The organism is Cyanobacterium aponinum PCC 10605 (assembly GCF_000317675.1).
Lineage (GTDB): Bacteria > Cyanobacteriota > Cyanobacteriia > Cyanobacteriales > Cyanobacteriaceae > PCC-10605.
Map to the genome: position 1 here is coordinate 1,575,155 of NC_019776.1, position 16,743 is coordinate 1,591,897.

Annotated in this window: 13 protein-coding genes; 5 read left to right on the forward strand and 8 right to left on the reverse strand. The window is 35.4% G+C overall.

Going from position 1 to position 16,743, the window contains the following annotated elements; genetic code table 11:
* Window positions 1-159 precede the first annotated feature (159 nt).
* Together CYAN10605_RS06560 and crtE are read right to left on the reverse strand one after the other, a co-directional pair.
* A complete protein-coding gene (locus CYAN10605_RS06560) occupies window positions 160-618 on the reverse strand; it encodes a divergent PAP2 family protein (RefSeq protein WP_015219155.1) in 459 nt (152 codons plus the stop codon).
* Between the two features lie 13 nt (window positions 619-631).
* Entirely contained in the window at window positions 632-1,552 is a 921-nt protein-coding gene (crtE, locus tag CYAN10605_RS06565) for a geranylgeranyl diphosphate synthase CrtE (RefSeq protein ID WP_041922439.1), read from the reverse strand.
* Window positions 1,553-1,815: 263 nt separating this feature from the next.
* On the opposite strand from crtE, the gene CYAN10605_RS06570 reads away from it, so the two are divergent.
* The 3 genes from CYAN10605_RS06570 to CYAN10605_RS06580 all read left to right on the forward strand — a co-directional run bounded on the left by CYAN10605_RS06570 (window position 1,816) and on the right by CYAN10605_RS06580 (window position 5,885).
* Window positions 1,816-2,568 carry a DUF3887 domain-containing protein gene (locus tag CYAN10605_RS06570; protein ID WP_015219157.1) on the forward strand — a complete coding sequence of 251 codons (753 nt, stop codon included), beginning with the start codon at window positions 1,816-1,818 and terminating at the stop codon, window positions 2,566-2,568.
* A gap of 25 nt (window positions 2,569-2,593) precedes the next feature.
* Entirely contained in the window at window positions 2,594-3,886 is a 1,293-nt protein-coding gene (eno, locus tag CYAN10605_RS06575; RefSeq protein ID WP_015219158.1) for a phosphopyruvate hydratase, read from the forward strand.
* 319 nt (window positions 3,887-4,205) lie between these two features.
* Window positions 4,206-5,885 (forward strand): ABC transporter permease family protein, encoded by a 1,680-nt coding sequence (locus tag CYAN10605_RS06580; RefSeq protein ID WP_015219159.1) that lies wholly within the window; start codon window positions 4,206-4,208, stop codon window positions 5,883-5,885.
* Between the two features lie 191 nt (window positions 5,886-6,076).
* Here CYAN10605_RS06580 and CYAN10605_RS06585 read toward each other — a convergent pair whose 3' ends face one another.
* A complete protein-coding gene (locus CYAN10605_RS06585; RefSeq protein WP_015219160.1) occupies window positions 6,077-6,730 on the reverse strand; it encodes a TetR/AcrR family transcriptional regulator in 654 nt (217 codons plus the stop codon).
* A 296-nt stretch (window positions 6,731-7,026) separates the two neighbouring features.
* On the opposite strand from CYAN10605_RS06585, the gene CYAN10605_RS06590 reads away from it, so the two are divergent.
* On the forward strand, window positions 7,027-8,109 hold the full coding sequence (locus CYAN10605_RS06590; protein WP_015219161.1) for a glycosyltransferase family protein: 1,083 nt from the start codon (window positions 7,027-7,029) through the stop codon (window positions 8,107-8,109).
* A 29-nt stretch (window positions 8,110-8,138) separates the two neighbouring features.
* Here CYAN10605_RS06590 and CYAN10605_RS06595 read toward each other — a convergent pair whose 3' ends face one another.
* Complete coding sequence (locus CYAN10605_RS06595) at window positions 8,139-9,458, reverse strand: FAD-binding oxidoreductase (RefSeq protein ID WP_015219162.1); 1,320 nt, start codon at window positions 9,456-9,458, stop codon at window positions 8,139-8,141.
* A 721-nt stretch (window positions 9,459-10,179) separates the two neighbouring features.
* On the opposite strand from CYAN10605_RS06595, the gene ltrA reads away from it, so the two are divergent.
* Window positions 10,180-11,847: a group II intron reverse transcriptase/maturase gene (ltrA, locus tag CYAN10605_RS06600; RefSeq protein WP_015219163.1), complete on the forward strand. Its 1,668-nt coding sequence runs from the start codon at window positions 10,180-10,182 to the stop codon at window positions 11,845-11,847.
* Between the two features lie 420 nt (window positions 11,848-12,267).
* On the opposite strand, the gene CYAN10605_RS06605 is transcribed toward ltrA, so the two are convergent.
* The 4 genes from CYAN10605_RS06605 to CYAN10605_RS06620 all read right to left on the reverse strand — a co-directional run bounded on the left by CYAN10605_RS06605 (window position 12,268) and on the right by CYAN10605_RS06620 (window position 16,646).
* Window positions 12,268-12,720, reverse strand: coding sequence for a DUF1810 domain-containing protein (locus CYAN10605_RS06605; protein WP_015219164.1), 453 nt, complete (start codon window positions 12,718-12,720; stop codon window positions 12,268-12,270).
* 148 nt (window positions 12,721-12,868) lie between these two features.
* Window positions 12,869-13,156: a Mo-dependent nitrogenase C-terminal domain-containing protein gene (locus CYAN10605_RS06610; protein WP_015219165.1), complete on the reverse strand. Its 288-nt coding sequence runs from the start codon at window positions 13,154-13,156 to the stop codon at window positions 12,869-12,871.
* A 144-nt stretch (window positions 13,157-13,300) separates the two neighbouring features.
* Window positions 13,301-15,223, reverse strand: a complete 1,923-nt coding sequence (locus CYAN10605_RS06615) for a heavy metal translocating P-type ATPase (RefSeq protein WP_015219166.1) — start codon at window positions 15,221-15,223, stop codon at window positions 13,301-13,303.
* A gap of 172 nt (window positions 15,224-15,395) precedes the next feature.
* Window positions 15,396-16,646, reverse strand: a complete 1,251-nt coding sequence (locus tag CYAN10605_RS06620; protein ID WP_015219167.1) for a bifunctional folylpolyglutamate synthase/dihydrofolate synthase — start codon at window positions 16,644-16,646, stop codon at window positions 15,396-15,398.
* Between the last annotated feature and the right edge of the window lie 97 nt (window positions 16,647-16,743).

Genomic DNA, 16,743 nt, shown 5'->3' on the forward strand with positions numbered 1-16,743 from the left:
TATGTAAATTAAGAGATTAACGATAACAAAAAATTAATTGTTATAAATTAATATTTATTATTTAACCTGACACCTGCCACCTGCCGCCTGACACCTTTTCCTAACCAATAATTTATATACTCACAGTAAGAGAGCCTAGATATTTGTGTTTAATATGATTTATTTAGAGAATAAAGGAAGTAAAAATAAAGAACTTAATATCCCTAACAACAAGCCGACTAAAACTTGGAAAGGAGTATGCCCTAATAATTCTTTTAATCTTTCTTCGTTAAAATCCTCATGACGCAAAAATTCATCCATAATTTGATTTAAAATTCTCGCTTGTTTTCCCGCCGCTTGTCTAACTCCTGCCGCATCGTACATAACGATTACTGCAAAAATAGTTGCGATCGCAAATTCTGGAGATGACCAACCTAAAATTTGTCCTGTGCCTGTAGCCAATGCACCCACTAACGCAGAATGAGCGCTAGGCATTCCCCCTGTACTTACGATATAGCGAAAACTAAATTTCTGATTAGCAATAGTATCCACAGAAACTTTGATGATTTGAGCCAAAAAACAGGCTAATAAGGGGATAACTAAAAGTTTATTAGAAAATATATCCCTTAATACTTCCATTTTTTTCCTTTTCCTAATTTTTACGGTTAATAATATACTCAGCAATGGCACGTAGTGGTTGAGCCTTGTCACCATATATGTCTAACTGTGCGATCGCATTTTTGATTAACTCTTCTGCTTTTTGACGAGAAGTATCCAAACCCCAGATACGAGGATAAGTAGCTTTTTGAGCAGAAATATCTTTTCCGGCAGTCTTACCCAACTCCTCAGAAGTAGCAGTAACATCAAGAATATCATCAACAATTTGAAAAGCTAAACCAATATTTTGGGCATACACCGACAATCTCGCTAAATCATCCTCAGAAGCACCAGCCAAAACAGCACCAGAAGAAACACAGGCTTCTAATAAAGCTCCTGTTTTACGACGATGAATAAAACTTAAAGTATCTGCAGTAACATCCGCTTTTCCCTCACATTCTAAATCCAAAACCTGCCCACCCACTAAACCGTTAGCTCCAACTGCTTTACCTAAAATAGCCAAAACTTTAACAATCCTTTCCGATGGAATACAAGATGTTTTGATCGCCACAAACTCGAACGCATAAGCCAATAAACCATCCCCTGCCAAAATTGCAATATCTTCACCATAAACTTTATGATTTGTCAATCTTCCCCGACGATAATCGTCATTATCCATCGCAGGTAAATCGTCATGAATCAATGACATAGTATGAATCATCTCTAAAGCACAAGCCGTAGGCATAGCCACATCCTCAGTTTGTCCTAACAATTCAGCTACCGCTAAACACAAAATAGGGCGTAATCTTTTTCCCCCAGCTAACAAAGAATAGCGCATTGCCTCATAAATTTTCTCAGGCTTTTCTATGGGCAAAGAGTCATCTAGTGCCTTCTCAACAATTTCTTTCTTTTCTTGTAAATAAACTTTTAAGTTAAAAGGGCTATCTATATTAGGTTTAATATCGGTTTTTATCATTGTATTGACAATATAATTACGATGTATGCTTTGATCTGATTCTTGATCAATTATCAATGATTAATGACTATAGATCAAGATAATTCCCATGACCTAAACAAAAATTAAAAGCAGACAAAGTCAAAACTTACAATCCATTTTGTCTAACTACTTAAAGAGAAATGGTAATTCTAATGGTATAAGATTAAGCAGTAGTCTAATTAAAGACTAGGCTAACGATTATTTTTAGTATTAACCTACTCAGATTTAGTTATTTAATTTTCATGAAAATTAGTCGTTTTATCGCTGTTGGTACTTTATCCGTTTTATTAGGAGGATTTAGTTATCAAACCTCTGGCTATGCTCAAAAGTTACATTTACCTTTCCTTACCGCACAGTCAAACACTCAAGATACATCCGCAATCCTCAAAGAAAAAGCGGAAACAATGATTGAACTTTTTTTTGCTCAGGATTTTGAAAAAATAACTCCTTATGCAACCCCAGAATTAAGAGATGATTTATCTCAAGAAAGAATGGAGCGTTTATGGAATAGAGTTAATACCAAGAATGGTAAGTTTAAAGCCAGAAAACAAACTCAAGTTATTGAAACCCCCGGCAGTGATTTAGTTTTCGTTACCCTAGAATTTGAAAATGTGACTGAAGATTGGATCGTTATTTTTAATGATAGCCAAGAAGTTGTAGGGGTTGACTTTCCTAACATTGAAAATATTGAAACTATCGCTCAACGATTTGTGGAAGATATAGCGGAAGGAAATTACAGCGAAGCAAGAGGGTTTCTTCATCCTTTCCTCAAGGAAAGTATTTTTTCCACACAAATAGAAACTGAGTGGAATCAAATTATCGCTCAAAATGGCGATTTCAAAGGTATTAAAGATATGCGAGTGAGATTAGGTTCAAGCATTGATAGTACAGATATAGTTGTGATGGATTTGCAATTTAATCGTGCTGATGAGCAAATTGTCATTATTTTTGACAGTTCTAGGAGTATTATTGGTTTAGATTTTGTTGAACAATAGACAAGAAATTAAATAGAGTTGATTTATGTTAGAACAAGAGTCCATGTTAATTGAAGATATTACCGCTAGAGAAATTTTAGATTCTCGAGGAAAACCTACTGTAGAAGCTGAAGTGCGTTTAGAAAGCGGTGCTGTGGGTATTGCTCAAGTTCCTAGTGGTGCTTCTACTGGCACATTTGAAGCCCATGAATTGCGCGACGGGGATTCTCGTCGTTACGAAGGTAAAGGAGTTTTAAAAGCAGTAGATAACATCATTGAAAAAATTACCCCTGTACTGTTAAGTTTAGATGCTTTTGATCAAGTTGCTGTGGATACAGCAATGATTGATAGAGATGGTTCAACAAATAAGAAAAATTTAGGGGCAAACGCAATCTTAGCGGTTTCTTTGGCTAATGCAAAAGCGGCGGCCGCTGAGTTGGGCATTCCTTTATATCGTTATTTAGGAGGTCCTCTGGCTAATGTTTTACCTGTGCCAATGATGAACGTTTTAAATGGTGGTTCTCATGCCAATAATAACGTGGATTTTCAGGAATTTATGATTATGCCTGTTGGGGCAGAGTCTTTTTCTGAGGCTTTAAGATGGGGTGCTGAAATTTTTGGTTGTTTGAGTAAAGTCTTAAAAGATAAAAACTTACTAACTGGTGTGGGTGACGAAGGCGGTTATGCTCCTAATTTGGGTTCTAACCAAGAAGCTCTCGATTTGTTAGTAGCTGCGATCGAATCTGCTGGTTACAAACCTGGCACAGATGTAGCTTTAGCGATGGATGTAGCGGCAAGTGAATTTTACAAAGATGGACAATATGTCTATGATGGTTCTGCCCATTCTCCCAGTGAGTTTATCGCATATTTAGAAGAATTAGTAAGTAAATATCCAATTATTTCCATTGAAGACGGTTTACAAGAAGAAGATTGGGATAACTGGAAAATTTTGACCGAAAAATTAGGTTCAAAAATTCAATTAGTGGGAGATGACTTATTCGTAACTAATCCTACCCGTTTGCAAAAAGGTATCGATTTAGGAGTTGCAAATTCCATTTTAATCAAATTAAATCAAATTGGTACTTTAACCGAAACTTTACGCACTATAGATTTAGCTACCCGCAAGGGATACACTTCTGTAATTAGTCATCGCTCTGGAGAAACAGAAGATACTACTATTGCTGATTTAGCTGTTGCTACCCGTGCAGGGCAGATTAAAACAGGTTCTTTGTGCCGTAGTGAGAGAGTGGCTAAATATAATAGATTATTGCGCATTGAGCATGAATTGGGCGATCGAGCCATTTACGCTCCCAAAGTTGGTTTAGGACCTCTTGTCTAACTTGGAGCTTAGGTTTAGGGTGTTGGGGTGATGAGGGAATGAGGGGAGAGGTGGTAGGTATCAGGTGTCAGGTTGCAGGTTGCAGGTGTCAGGGATAGGGGGATGGGGGGATGAGGAGAAAGTAGGGGCGAATGGCCATTCGCCCGTACAGGAGTTAGAGGTTTTTAATTCTTAATTCTTAATTCTTAATTTTTCCTTTGCCCCTTGCCCCTTTCCCTTCACTCTTTGACGTTAAATTTAGGAACTTAACAACCATAACTAACGTTATTATGAGAAAAGAATAATTCATTGAGTAAATAAATAAGGAGAGATAGGGAGTATGTTTAGGCAATTTTATCCCCATGTTATCGAGTTTATAGGTGCAAGAAATCCCCAATTATTTCGAGAAGTAAAAGGTAAGTTAAAACCCAAAAATGTTGTCATCGTTTCTTTAGCGTCAATTATTGGTCAAGTATTACTATATCTTTACTTAAATAATTTATTACCTACGTTAGAACATCGATACAGTAACCGTTATTGCACTTCCACTCCCGCCGATTCTTATTCCAATTTAGGAGTGTGTCAAGAAGATTTATTAGGTAATATCATGGCTCTGAAAGAATTATGGTGGTTAGATTTATTTACTACCATGAGCATTATGGGTATTTTTATTCTGTTAGTAGTTGGTAGTTATATGTTAATCACTGATATTTCTAAAGAAAATACTCGAAATACTCTTAATTTTCTTCGTTTAACTCCCCAATCTGCCATGACGATTATGGGGGGTAAAATGCTTGGTGTACCTATTTTAGTTTATCTTTTTGGTGCTTTAGCTCTTCCTCTACATTTTTTCGCAGGTTTGAAAGCAAATATTCCCCCTGTTTTAATTTTCGGTTTTTATCTAGTGTTGGGGGCTAGTTGTTTATTCTTTTATACAGCTAGTTTATTGTTTAGTTTAATCTCTAATGGTTTAGGTGGTTTTCAGGCATGGCTAGGTAGTTTAGCTATTTTCTTTTTCTGTTTAACTAATATGGGGGTTTCTTTGGAGGCTTATCGTTGGAGTGCAACTTCTTTTGATTGGTTTGCACTATTTTATCCCGGTATGTTTTTAGCTTATTTAGTCAAAGCAACTTTTCTCTCTCCTAATACCATTGGCTATTTATCTATAGAAGGATTAAGTAATCTTAATTGGTATGGTAATTTTTGGTGGCAAAATAGTTGGACTGGTTTTGCTTTAATTATCGCCAATTATGGTGTTTGGACTTTCTGGTTATGGCAGGGGGTTAAACGTCGTTTTCATAATCCCCATGAGGTAGCGATTTCTAAATATCATAGTTATTTAATTTCCGCTTGTTTTATTGTCTTCAACCTTGGTTTTACATTACAGGAAAACAGTCTTTCAGGTTCTGATTTTAAGGATAAATTAATCGTTTTTCTGATTATTAATTTCTTTTATCTTTTATTGATAACTCTTGCTTTAACTCCTCAACGACAAACTTTACTTGATTGGAGTCGTTTTCGGTACGAAAATTCTAACCATCGACATTTAGTTAAAGATTTATTATTAGGAGAGAAAAGTCCTGCTATAGGTGCGATCGCACTTAATATTTTATTAATGAACTTATATGTAACCCCTGCTATTGTCATCTTTTCATGGGGTGAAGATAAGGTATTGATGCTCACAGGATTAATTCTTGGGGCGCTGATGATGGTAATTTATGCCACCATTTATCAACTATTGTTACTGTTAAAAACCAGAAAAAGAAATCTCATTGCTACGAGTGTAGTTAGTTTCTTAATTATTGCTCCATTGTGGAGTTTTATTATCACAAGTGGTTCTGGATTGGCTAATTTTTGGCTATTTTCCCCTTTTCCCGCAGTGGCAGTAGGGGAGGTTTCATTTTTACCCTTGTTGGGTAGTTTCTTAACTCAGGTTGCTGTAATTATCGGTTTCAATTATCAGCTCAAGAAAATGTTGAATAAAGCTGGAGAGTCTGAAACTAAAGCCTTACTTAGCTAAATCAAATAGTTTTAAAGGCTCTATTACTTTGAGTATGTGAATTATTGGTGTTTGGTAGGCAAGGGGCAAAGGTAAATAGTGAATAGTGAATAGTGAATAGTTGATAATTACTCGTTACTTATTACTTTCTCCAACACCTGCCACCTGCAACCTGATACCTGCCACCTCTCCTCTCATCACCCCAATCCCTCTTAATCTTTACCGATACCTTTTTCAAGGGTGCTGACGAAATCATCAAGGGTTTGGTTAATAGCATTAACATCTAGTGGTGTATCTTCTTTGACTAATTTTTCCACTTTTATTCCTAAATGTCTGGGGATAAATTGTCTTAATTCATTGCCCAAGGTTACGATCATAAAAGCTACCATATCAGGATTAAGATACTTTGGTAATTGTCCAAGTGCGATCGCATATTCAATTTTTTCTTTAATAAAGGCAATAGAAACAGCTTTTGTGCGGTGAAAAACTTCGTCACGGAAAGGAATATCTCCATAATTAGGTAATCTAAATAAAATTTGTGTAAAATGGGGATGACTTAGTTGAAAATCAAGACTTGTTTTTAATAGAGATCTTAAATAAGGAAAAAAACCATTTTCAATAGGTGGTAAATCAGCATTTTCAATAAAAGATTTTTGTCTAGCAATTCCAATATCAACTAAGTATAAATATAAATCTTCTTTCCCTTCAAAATATTGATAAAAACTACCTTTCGCAATTCTTGCTTCTTGCACGATTCGAGATATAGATACCGCTTCATAACTGTGATTAGCAAATTGTTCAAGAGATTTTTCAATGATTATTTGTTGCTTTGCTTCTGGTAAATTAAAAAAAGTTTGAGTTGGCATATGCGCAAATAAAAAATTTTTAAATAATGATAAAATCTAATATTTTTTCAATATAATTTGGACAAGAATTAATTACTTTACTTAGTATAAAAAAACTTTAATCAAAATATATAAAGGTCTTAGATAGTTAATTATATTTTAATGAGGAAAAAATTTGAGATTCTCTCGATGACCAAATATGCAAATATAGATAAGTTTTAGATGATTTTTTGTTAACACTACTTGAATTAACTAATGACATAAATTTGTCTTAAATCAATTAAAATATTTTTTAGCCTAATTCTTAATTATTTATTATGTCTCGACCTGTTCTATATTTAGCAATAACCAATCATGGTTTTGGTCACGCAGTGCGCATGGCTACGGTAGCATCACAAGTACAAAAGCTCAATCCCGATATTTTACTGGTAGTCGTTACCACTGCACCCCGTTGGTTGTTAGAGTCTTATATAGAGGGTGATTTTATTCATCGTTTACGGGCGTTTGACGTGGGAGTTATTCAATCCGATAGTTTAACCATGGATTTGGGGGCAACTCTGGAAAGTATGAAAGAGTATTGTCAAAAAGAAGCGGAGATTGTAGCCGGAGAGGTAAATTTTATTCGTTTAAATAAGGTTGGTTTAATTCTAGCTGATATTCCAGCGATGGCTTCTACTATTGCCCAAAAAGCTGATATTCCTTGTTGGATGATGAGCAATTTCGGCTGGGATTTTATCTATCAGGCTTGGGGGGATGATTTTCAAGAAGTTACACACTGGCTGAGAAGTCGTTATGAAAAGGTTGAGCGTTTATTTCGTTTACCTTTAGCAGAGGATATGTCTAGTTTTCCCTTGCTTGAAGATGTGGGTTTAACAGGTGGCAATCCTCGTTATAGTTGTGAAGTTTTAAGAGATAAGTTTGAGTTGATTAAGCCAAAGGAGAAAACCGTTTTACTAACTTTTGGAGGATTAGGATTAGAGGCGATTCCTTACGAAAATCTCGCTAGTTTCTCTGATTGGCAATTTATTACTTTTGCGAAAAATGCCCCTGATTTGCCTAATTTATTAAGAATTGATGGCCATAGTTTACGCCCTGTGGATTTTATGCCTGTATGCGGAAAAGTTGTTTCTAAACCGGGTTATAGCACTTTTGCAGAAAGTTTACGTCTTGATGTGCCTGTAATTAGTATTACTCGTGATGGTTTTGCAGAAGCTCAAATTCTCCTTGATGGTTTACGTAACTATGGCTATCATCGCATTGTTAATTATGCTGATTTTTTTGAGGGCAATTGGGATTTCTTAAAACAAGATGCGATCGCACCTTTAACTAATAATAAATTAGACAAAAATGGGACAGAATTTATAGCTCAAGAAATAGTTAATTTTTTTAGTAAATCATAATTAATAACTTAAAAATTTAGTTGACTTAGTTATTGATTCCATGCTCTCATTTTACCCTGATTCATTAAGCCAAAAGGATCAACCATTCGCTTAAACTTAAGTTGTTCAGGTTCTACTTTTTTTCTGCCTCCATCTTCTAAAATATAAGTGTGTGGATTGGCAATATTTGCTCCATTATCTTCATGATATTTAATAATCTCATTAAGTCGTTTTTCTGAAGTGAATTTAACTAACTGTAATCCTGCAGGAATTGCTTTTCCTCCTACCCTTAAAAATTCCAAATGAATCATCACTTCATCCCCAAAGTGTTTGTACATTTTCTCTACTTGCTCTAAATTCCAAAAGAAAGTTTGTAAATATGTCAAATTTGGGTCAATATTTCTAGCATGAAATGTGGTGTGATTCCAAGTAAATTCAATAAGCTGTAAAGGTTTTTCTTGTTTATCTTGAGGATTATAAGTTATTTCCCCTCTAAATTCTTTTACTAATTCTTGTAAAGGTAAAAAAGAATTATCAGCAATAGTTAAAAAAGCACAACTTTTTCCTTGGGGTAAATAAGGTTTAAGAGCAAGAAAATAGTTAGGAATAGGGTAAGCGTGAATACTAACTAATTTTTTAATAATTCCATCACTATCAGATAAGACTTGACCAAATTTTACAGCGTTCATAAAATCATCAAAAACTACAATAAAATCTGACCAATTATAGGCAGGAGCAAGAGGAATTTCTATTTCCGTAATAATACCATTTGTACCGTAAGCATGATTAATTTGTTGAGTTTCATCTCCTATTAATTCAATAATTCTTGGTTCTTTTTCTAAAGTAACAACTTTAACTTTATGCACATTTCCCCTATCTCTTAATTGACCATAATTAATTGAACCAATTCCACCACTACCACCGCCAATAAATCCCCCTAAAGTAGCAATTTTATAGGTAGAAGGAATCATTCTCAATTCCCATCCTTGCTTATTAGCTTCCCTTTCCAAAATACTCATTTTTACTCCCGCTTCAACACGGGCAATACCAGACTTTATCCACTGAATTTTATTCATTTCTGTCATGTCTAGTATAATTCCCCCATTGAGAGGGATACACTGACCATAATTGCCTGTGCCTGCCCCTCTAATAGTAATTGGAATTTGATGCTTGACACAAATTTTGGCAATGTGCAGAATTTCGTCTTCGCTAGTTGGTTGTAGGACTAAATCTCCTGTTTTATCAGCTAATTTTTCTGACAATATTGGACTAAAATAATAGTAATCTTGAGAGAGTTTTTTTATTTTTTCTTCTTCCGTAATTTGCTTAATATTTCCTAATTCTTCTTGGACTATTTTATAATTAATCATATTAATAAACTGTATTTTATTTCTTTTTTGATTAGACCTATATTTTATAGGTTTGAGTTTATTTTATCTAAATGGGAGCAAGAATACCTTATCCTTCTTTAAGGTAGGGATGAATTGTGACGTGCGACCTGAACTGGTCATTTGAATTGGTACAACCTTGTACCCTAGTGTATTCTACCACTAGCCCTCACAGAAAGCACTCTCGTAAAGAGTGTGGTCACAACCGAGTAGGTAACGAAACAGTTGGAATGCAGACCCTGAAAGTAGCCGATACTGCTAGGGATTAAGCGGTAAGGAGCAAGAGGGAGATGTTAGGAGGATGAACATAGTCTAAGTTAGTTAATAAACTGCGTCATTCATCAACAAGCCAAATTATCCCTGTTAGGCTTGAACCAAAAAGGTAAGTAGGTGAAATAAATCTTGTCGCAATGTTTATTTGTAGAATCGAACTCCTACCGCAGAAGAGCTAACCATCCTAATCACATCAAAACTTCAAATGGTACAACAGGGTAAACCCTACAGAGTCTCGTAAGAGTAGGTCTGAGGCAACAAAGATGGAACTCTCTGGAGGGCAGAAGATGGAGGAAAAAGCGAATGCTCGACTGTAATGGTCGAGATAAGGGTTCAAAATTTGCCCTTGAAGCGAAAGCAATAGCAGACTTCCTCTGGGTCTTATACGGACAGAGACGAAAACAAAATTCTAAACGGAGTTAAAAGTTAGATGTCAAAAGCAATTTTGATAAATGGAGACAATGGACAACTAGAGGACTGGAGTCAGGTCAACTGGCAAAAAGCCTATAAAGTTGTTAAGAACTTGCGTTGCCGAATCTTCCGTGCCAGAAAACTTGGTCAGTGGAAGCTATTAAGAAGATTGCAGAAACTGTTAATAAGAAGCCTATCAAACCTATTGCTGAGTGTTAGACAAATTACTCAAGTCAATGACGGAAAGCGAACAGCAGGGATAGACAAGGAGGTGATAAACACCCCTGCACAGCGAGTAAAACTTGTCAATGAATGGGAAATGCCAAAAGCAGTACCCACAAAACGGGTTTATATACCCAAGTCTAACGGCAAGAAACGTCCTCTCGGAATCCCAACTGTGAGAGATAGAGTTGCACAGGCAATAGTCAAAAATTCACTAGAACCCGAATGGGAAGCCGTATTTGAACCAAATTCGTTCGGTTTTAGATGCGGAAGAAGTTGTCATGATGCCATCGAACAATGTTTCATCAGACTACGTTGTGGAAAGAACCAATATGGTAAATTTGAATCAGACACTTGGGTTTTAGATGCTGATATTAAAGGATTTTTTGACAACATTGCCCATGAATCTATCCTAAAAATGATTGATAGTCACCCGAAAAGGGAACTAATCAAAGGATGGTTAAAAGCAGGATTTATCGATAGTGGTGTCCACAACCCTACCGAGACAGGCACACCTCAAGGTGGTGTTATAAGTCCGTTGTTAGCAAACATTGGATTGCACGGGTTAGAGGAATATATCAAACAATGTAACCCAAAGCTAGGCATCATCAGGTATGCAGATGATTTTGTCGTCACTGCAAAAGATAAAGAATCTTTGGAAAAAGTGCTTATCCAGATAAAGCAATGGTTATCAGAAAGAGGACTTGAAATCAGTGCTGAGAAGACACGGATAGTTCATATAAATGACGGATTCGACTTTTTAGGGTTCAACCTTCGCCAATATGAAGGCAAGTTATTGATTAAACCTCAGAAAGAGAAAGTCCTTGCCTTTTGCAAAAAGATAGGTAAAACACTATCTCAAATGAAAGCACAGACTCAAGAAGAAGTTATCAAAAAATTAAATCCACTTCTCAGAGGTTTTGCTAACTACTATAGAGGTACTACAAGCAAAGAAACCTTCTCATACATCAATTATCGTGTATGGAAATATCTCTGGCATTGGGCAAGACGTAGGCATCCCAATAAATCAAAAAAATGGGTTAGAAACAGATACTTTCAAACACATAAGGAAAATCACTGGACTTTTATGTGTAAGGGTATTAGTAGAAAAGGAAAAGAATTAAATCTTATTCTTTACAACATTGCTAGTACACCTATAATCAGACACATCAAAGTTAAGGGCAATGCCAGTCCAGATGATTCCTTACTCCGTGAATATTGGAATAACCGCAAACTTAAACAGGGTAAAAACTATTGGGCAAAAGGTAGTAAATACTACCTAATAGCTGAAAATCAGGAATGGAAATGTCCTGTATGTGGTGAAAACTTGTTCAACGGAGAACAAATAGAAACCCATCATATCGTACCCGTTAAGTATGGTGGTGAAGACTCCACTGATAATCTTGTACATTTACACAAGGCTTGTCATAAACAGGTACATTCAAAATCCAAGTCAAAGGCTTGAAGTAAGGCTTGAGCCGTGTGATTGGTAACAGTCACGCACGGTTCTTAGGGGAGGGGAGAGAGGTGACTCTCAAACCTTACCCGATCCAACAAAAAAATATTGCAGTAGCAATTCCTATTTGGTAAAATCAAAGTATACCGTTAACGGGTATCTACGGGGGGTCCCCTCGAAAGTCACGGCTAACCATGAATTGGCATGGTGTCTAGGTTTCCTAGATGGATGTATGACCTAGTAAGGTAAGTACCAGTCAGCCTAGCAACCCTCGTGTATAGTGGAGGGAATTGCAAGTAATTGCAGTTCAGAATCCATATCCTTCTACAAGATAGGATTCTTCAATATATAGCAGTACCAAACAGGGTTTTTTCAAAGTCAGGGCAAAATTATCTTGCCCTCACAAAATTAATTAGTGTGTCTAATCTTTTACCGTTCTAATGTAGATAATATTTGCAAAGTTTTCTCATCTTTACTACCTCGAAAAAATTTATTTAACCCTTGATAAAAAATAGAATCACTATCGGATATTTCGGAGAATAAAGTCAGAGAAGATTTTAATTTCATACAGTCAGGAAAACCAAAGATTTTTTCTGAGGAGGTTTCTTCTATAGTGAGCAATATTGTTACACACTCTTTTAGTCTTTTCCCAAGTAAATCATGATTGATATATTGTTTTGCTTCTTGAATACTTTTAATACTATAGAAAATAGAAGTTGAAGTTTTACCTAAACCATTAATTTGAGGAAAAATAAACCACATCCAATGGGAGCTTTTTTTTGCATTTTTTAATTCATCGATAACAGTTTTATATACTTTTTCCTGTGCATCAACAAATCTTTGTAAATTATATAAATCTTGATAACTATTATTATTGGTCACTATCTTATTTGCTCAATATTAAAAAATACATTTAATGCCTAATTTTAACAAAGTTAATTAACCTGAGTTCAAGGAAAAAAGTATTAAAAAATAAGGAGTTGAAACCGATTAATCGACAATAAACATCGATAAAAGAAAAAAAGGAATTTTATTGACAATAAGGGGTTATATCTTCTCCTATTTCACACAGAAAAGATAATGCCCTAAAACGTAACATCATTAAATCTTCATAAAAAGGATTTAGTTTACACAAAGGCGGAATTTTAAAGATTGAACGGTTAAAAAGCCTAATTTCTCTGGCAAAAGGGCAGGTATTCGGAATTAAGTTAACTATTTTTTCGGCGGTTTCTTTGGTGCTAATTTCTAAATTTTCTAATCTTTCTTTGATAAAATTAAAAGGCGATCGCATCAAAATTAATAAATTAAAGTTCAACATCTTTTTTTCTGATTAATTAGCTTTACTTAACTATTATCAGTCTAATAATATTTTTTATTTATAGCAATATAATATAAATAGAAGTTTTCTTAGGTTTAGATAAGTTTTATTTATTGTTTAATAAGGACAGAATAAAAACTAAGGTCATTGATTAATGATTCTAGTGGCATTAAAAATAGCAACCAGAGCGACTCCTACATCGGCAAAGACAGCTTCCCAAAGACTTGCTACCCCAAAAGTCCCTAAAATAATGAATAAGCCCTTTACAGCTAGAGCAAATACAATATTTTGCCAAACAATATGATGAGTTTTTCTTGCAACTTCGATCGCTTCTGGTACTTTAGAAGGAGCATCAGTCATAATTACTATATCAGCAGTTTCGATCGCAGCATCTGAACCTAAACCTCCCATTGCCATACCCACATCTGCCCTTGCAATAATGGGAGCATCATTAATACCATCTCCCACCACCGCAACTTTTTCTTTTTCTTTACTTTGATGAATAAGATTTTCTAAAGCTGTAACTTTATCTTCTGGTAACAATTCCGCTTGATAAGAATCTAGCCCTAGCTTTTTGGCAATTTCTGAAGCAATAACTTTATTATCTCCAGTTAACATCACGGTTTTTTCTATTCCTAACTCTTTCAAACGAGAAATAGCAAATGTGGCATCTTCTTTAATTTGATCGGCAATCAAAATGTAACCTGCATAATTATTATTTACCGCTAAATGGACTACAGTACCAGTAACATTGCAAGTATCATGAGAGATATTTTCTTGATGCAATAGTTTATCATTCCCTGCAATTACTCGTTTTCCGTCAATGATAGCAGAGACACCATAACCCGCTAATTCCTGATAATTATCGATAATAGAATCGTCAATTTCTCCCTCATAGGCTTGACGGATAGATTCAGCAATGGGATGGGAAGAATAGGTTTCTACTCCCACAGCAAAAGCTAATAATTCTTCTTTTGTAAAATCATTATAAGGAACTATATCCATTACCTGAAATACCCCTTTTGTCAAAGTACCAGTTTTATCAAAAACTATGGTTTTCACCTGTAACAAAGAATCGAGATAAGTTGCCCCTTTTACCAAAATTCCTTTTTTTGCCGCTCTGCCAACTCCCCCAAAATAACCCAAAGGAATACTAATCACTAATCCACAGGGACAAGAAATGACTAATAATACTAAAGCACGGTAAACCCATTCGCCATGACTAGCATTAGCTATCAATAACGGTGGTATCAAAGCAACAGCTAAAGAAGTAAAAACAACAATCGGGGTATAATATTGAGCGAATTTACTCATAAATTTTTGTGTAGAAGCTTTTTTACTACTAGCATTTTCCACTAAATCTAAAATTCGAGTAATGGAAGATTCTGCAAAAAGTTTAATTACTTTAAGAGTTAACACCCCTGTTTGATTTATCATTCCTGCTAATACTGTTTCTCCCTTCCTCACCATGCGGGGTACAGATTCTCCTGTTAAAGCCGATGTATCTACCTGAGAATCACCTTCTAATATTTCTCCATCTAAAGGTATTTTTTCTCCCGGTTTAACAACAATGAAATCGCCTATATTGACCTGTTCAGGATTAACTTTTTTTATACCATCCTCATCTTGAAGATTAGCATAATCAGGACGAATTTCCAGTAAGGATTTAATGGATTTGCGGGAACGATTTACCGCCAATTCTTGGAATAATTCACCAATTTTGAAAAATAGCATCACTGCTACTGCTTCAGGGAGTTTATGAATAGCAAACGCCCCTAAAGTTGCAACAGTCATTAAAAAGTTTTCATCAAAAAATTTACCTTTAACAATATTTTTCCCCGCACTCATCAAAACATTCCAACCCGCAAGAAGATAAGCCGGTATAAAAACTAAATATTCTCCGAAAGAATAAATAGTGTTATGTAATTGATTCTCAAAACCAAAACCAAAAATAAATAAAACACTGACAACAATAACAGATATAACCTCTTTTTTTAGATTTACATCTTCTCTTTCATGGCGATGATTATGACTGCTATTACTTTCTGTGCAACAATGTTTTCCCATGACAATAGATTAATATATGAACAAGTATTCGTATTTTATCTTAAAAGGTTTTTTTGGGTAATGATGAGGAGGAAATTAGGGGATTAGGGGGAAATTAATTAAACACTTTTGCTCTCCTCCCTCGAGAGGGGAGGCATAGAGGGGTTTGCTTTTTGCCTTTTGCCTTTTGCCCTTACCCTAACTTACTAAGAAAGTATCCTAGTAGGTATAAAGAACCACAAAGGACAATAGATGTGGTTGCAGTTTCCTGATTGTTGGTAACAGAATCTAGGGCAGTGAATAAATCGCCGTAAGTTTGTACCTGTTTTAATTGAGGTTGAATGGTTTTTGCTAATATTGCTAATTCTTCGGGTTCGGCGGTGCTATGATCTGGTACAGGTACTAAATGAAGTTGATCTTCAGGACGTAATAATTGCTTAAAAATACCTTCGTGGTCTTTTGTGTTTAACATTCCCATGACCCAAGTAGTGGGTTTATGCAAGGTATCCACATATTGCCTTAAAACCTCAGCAGAAGCGACATTATGCGCCCCGTCAATCAGTAAATCTCGTTTTTGCCATTTCACCCATTCAATTCTTCCTCGCCAACGGGTGTTTTTCATGCCTTCTTCTATGGCAGATGTGGGGATTTGCCAACCTTTTTCTTGTAATATTTTGATAGTTGCGATCGCAATTGCTGAGTTTTGTAATTGTATATCTCCTCCTAAAGCTAAAGGGTAGTTAACCCCTTCATATTCAGCTTGATTAGGGGATAATTTTTGGGCTGATTCTACCCAAATTGTGGGAGCGTTTAATTCTTCCGCTCGATTTTTGACTACCCTAACGGCTTCTTCAGGAAGACTTCCTACCACTACAGGGCATTTTTCCTTAATAACTCCTGCTTTCTCCGTGGCAATTTTACTGAGGGTATCCCCCAATATGAACCAATGTTCTCGACTGATAGAGGTGATAATACTAACCAAAGTGCGATCGCACACATTAGTAGCATCAAGCCTTCCCCCTAAACCCACTTCCATCACTGCGACATCAACCTCTGAATTAGCAAAAAAAAGCCAAGCCGCCGCCGTAATTACTTCAAATTGAGTGGGACATTCGGGATCATTAGGATTAATAACCGATCTTATTTTTTCTAAAATTGCTATTAAAATATTTTCTTCTATGGGTTTTTCATTAAGACAAATTCTTTCCGTCCAGTTAACTAAATGAGGAGAAGTGTAACGTCCTGTTTTGTATCCCGAAGCGGTTAAAATTGATGATAAATAAGCACAAACAGAGCCTTTACCATTAGTTCCAGCTACATGAATTATTGGCACTTTTTCTTGAGGATTATCTAGTAAAGCTAATAAATTTTTAATTCTTTTTAATCCCAAATTAATCCCAAATCTTTGAAAAGGTTGTAACAAATCCTCAATTTGATTTCCCATACTTCAGTTATTTGTTTTTGTTAATAAAACTTAATAAATAATTGTATCATTATTGTTAAACGCAACATCCCCTATCTTCGTTGCACTTATTCAAAAC

Excerpts from the sequence above, each read along its gene's own strand:
- crtE (WP_041922439.1), bottom strand. The coding sequence starts at position 1,552 with ATGATAAAAACCGATATTAAACCTAATATAGATAGCCCTTTTAACTTA.
- CYAN10605_RS06560 (WP_015219155.1), bottom strand. The coding sequence starts at position 618 with ATGGAAGTATTAAGGGATATATTTTCTAATAAACTTTTAGTTATCCCC.
- CYAN10605_RS06590 (WP_015219161.1), top strand. The coding sequence starts at position 7,027 with ATGTCTCGACCTGTTCTATATTTAGCAATAACCAATCATGGTTTTGGT.
- CYAN10605_RS06595 (WP_015219162.1), bottom strand. The coding sequence starts at position 9,458 with ATGATTAATTATAAAATAGTCCAAGAAGAATTAGGAAATATTAAGCAA.
- CYAN10605_RS06620 (WP_015219167.1), bottom strand. The coding sequence starts at position 16,646 with ATGGGAAATCAAATTGAGGATTTGTTACAACCTTTTCAAAGATTTGGG.
- CYAN10605_RS06610 (WP_015219165.1), bottom strand. The coding sequence starts at position 13,156 with ATGTTGAACTTTAATTTATTAATTTTGATGCGATCGCCTTTTAATTTT.
- CYAN10605_RS06585 (WP_015219160.1), bottom strand. The coding sequence starts at position 6,730 with ATGCCAACTCAAACTTTTTTTAATTTACCAGAAGCAAAGCAACAAATA.
- CYAN10605_RS06615 (WP_015219166.1), bottom strand. The coding sequence starts at position 15,223 with ATGGGAAAACATTGTTGCACAGAAAGTAATAGCAGTCATAATCATCGC.
- eno (WP_015219158.1), top strand. The coding sequence starts at position 2,594 with ATGTTAGAACAAGAGTCCATGTTAATTGAAGATATTACCGCTAGAGAA.
- CYAN10605_RS06580 (WP_015219159.1), top strand. The coding sequence starts at position 4,206 with ATGTTTAGGCAATTTTATCCCCATGTTATCGAGTTTATAGGTGCAAGA.
- ltrA (WP_015219163.1), top strand. The coding sequence starts at position 10,180 with ATGTCAAAAGCAATTTTGATAAATGGAGACAATGGACAACTAGAGGAC.
- CYAN10605_RS06570 (WP_015219157.1), top strand. The coding sequence starts at position 1,816 with ATGAAAATTAGTCGTTTTATCGCTGTTGGTACTTTATCCGTTTTATTA.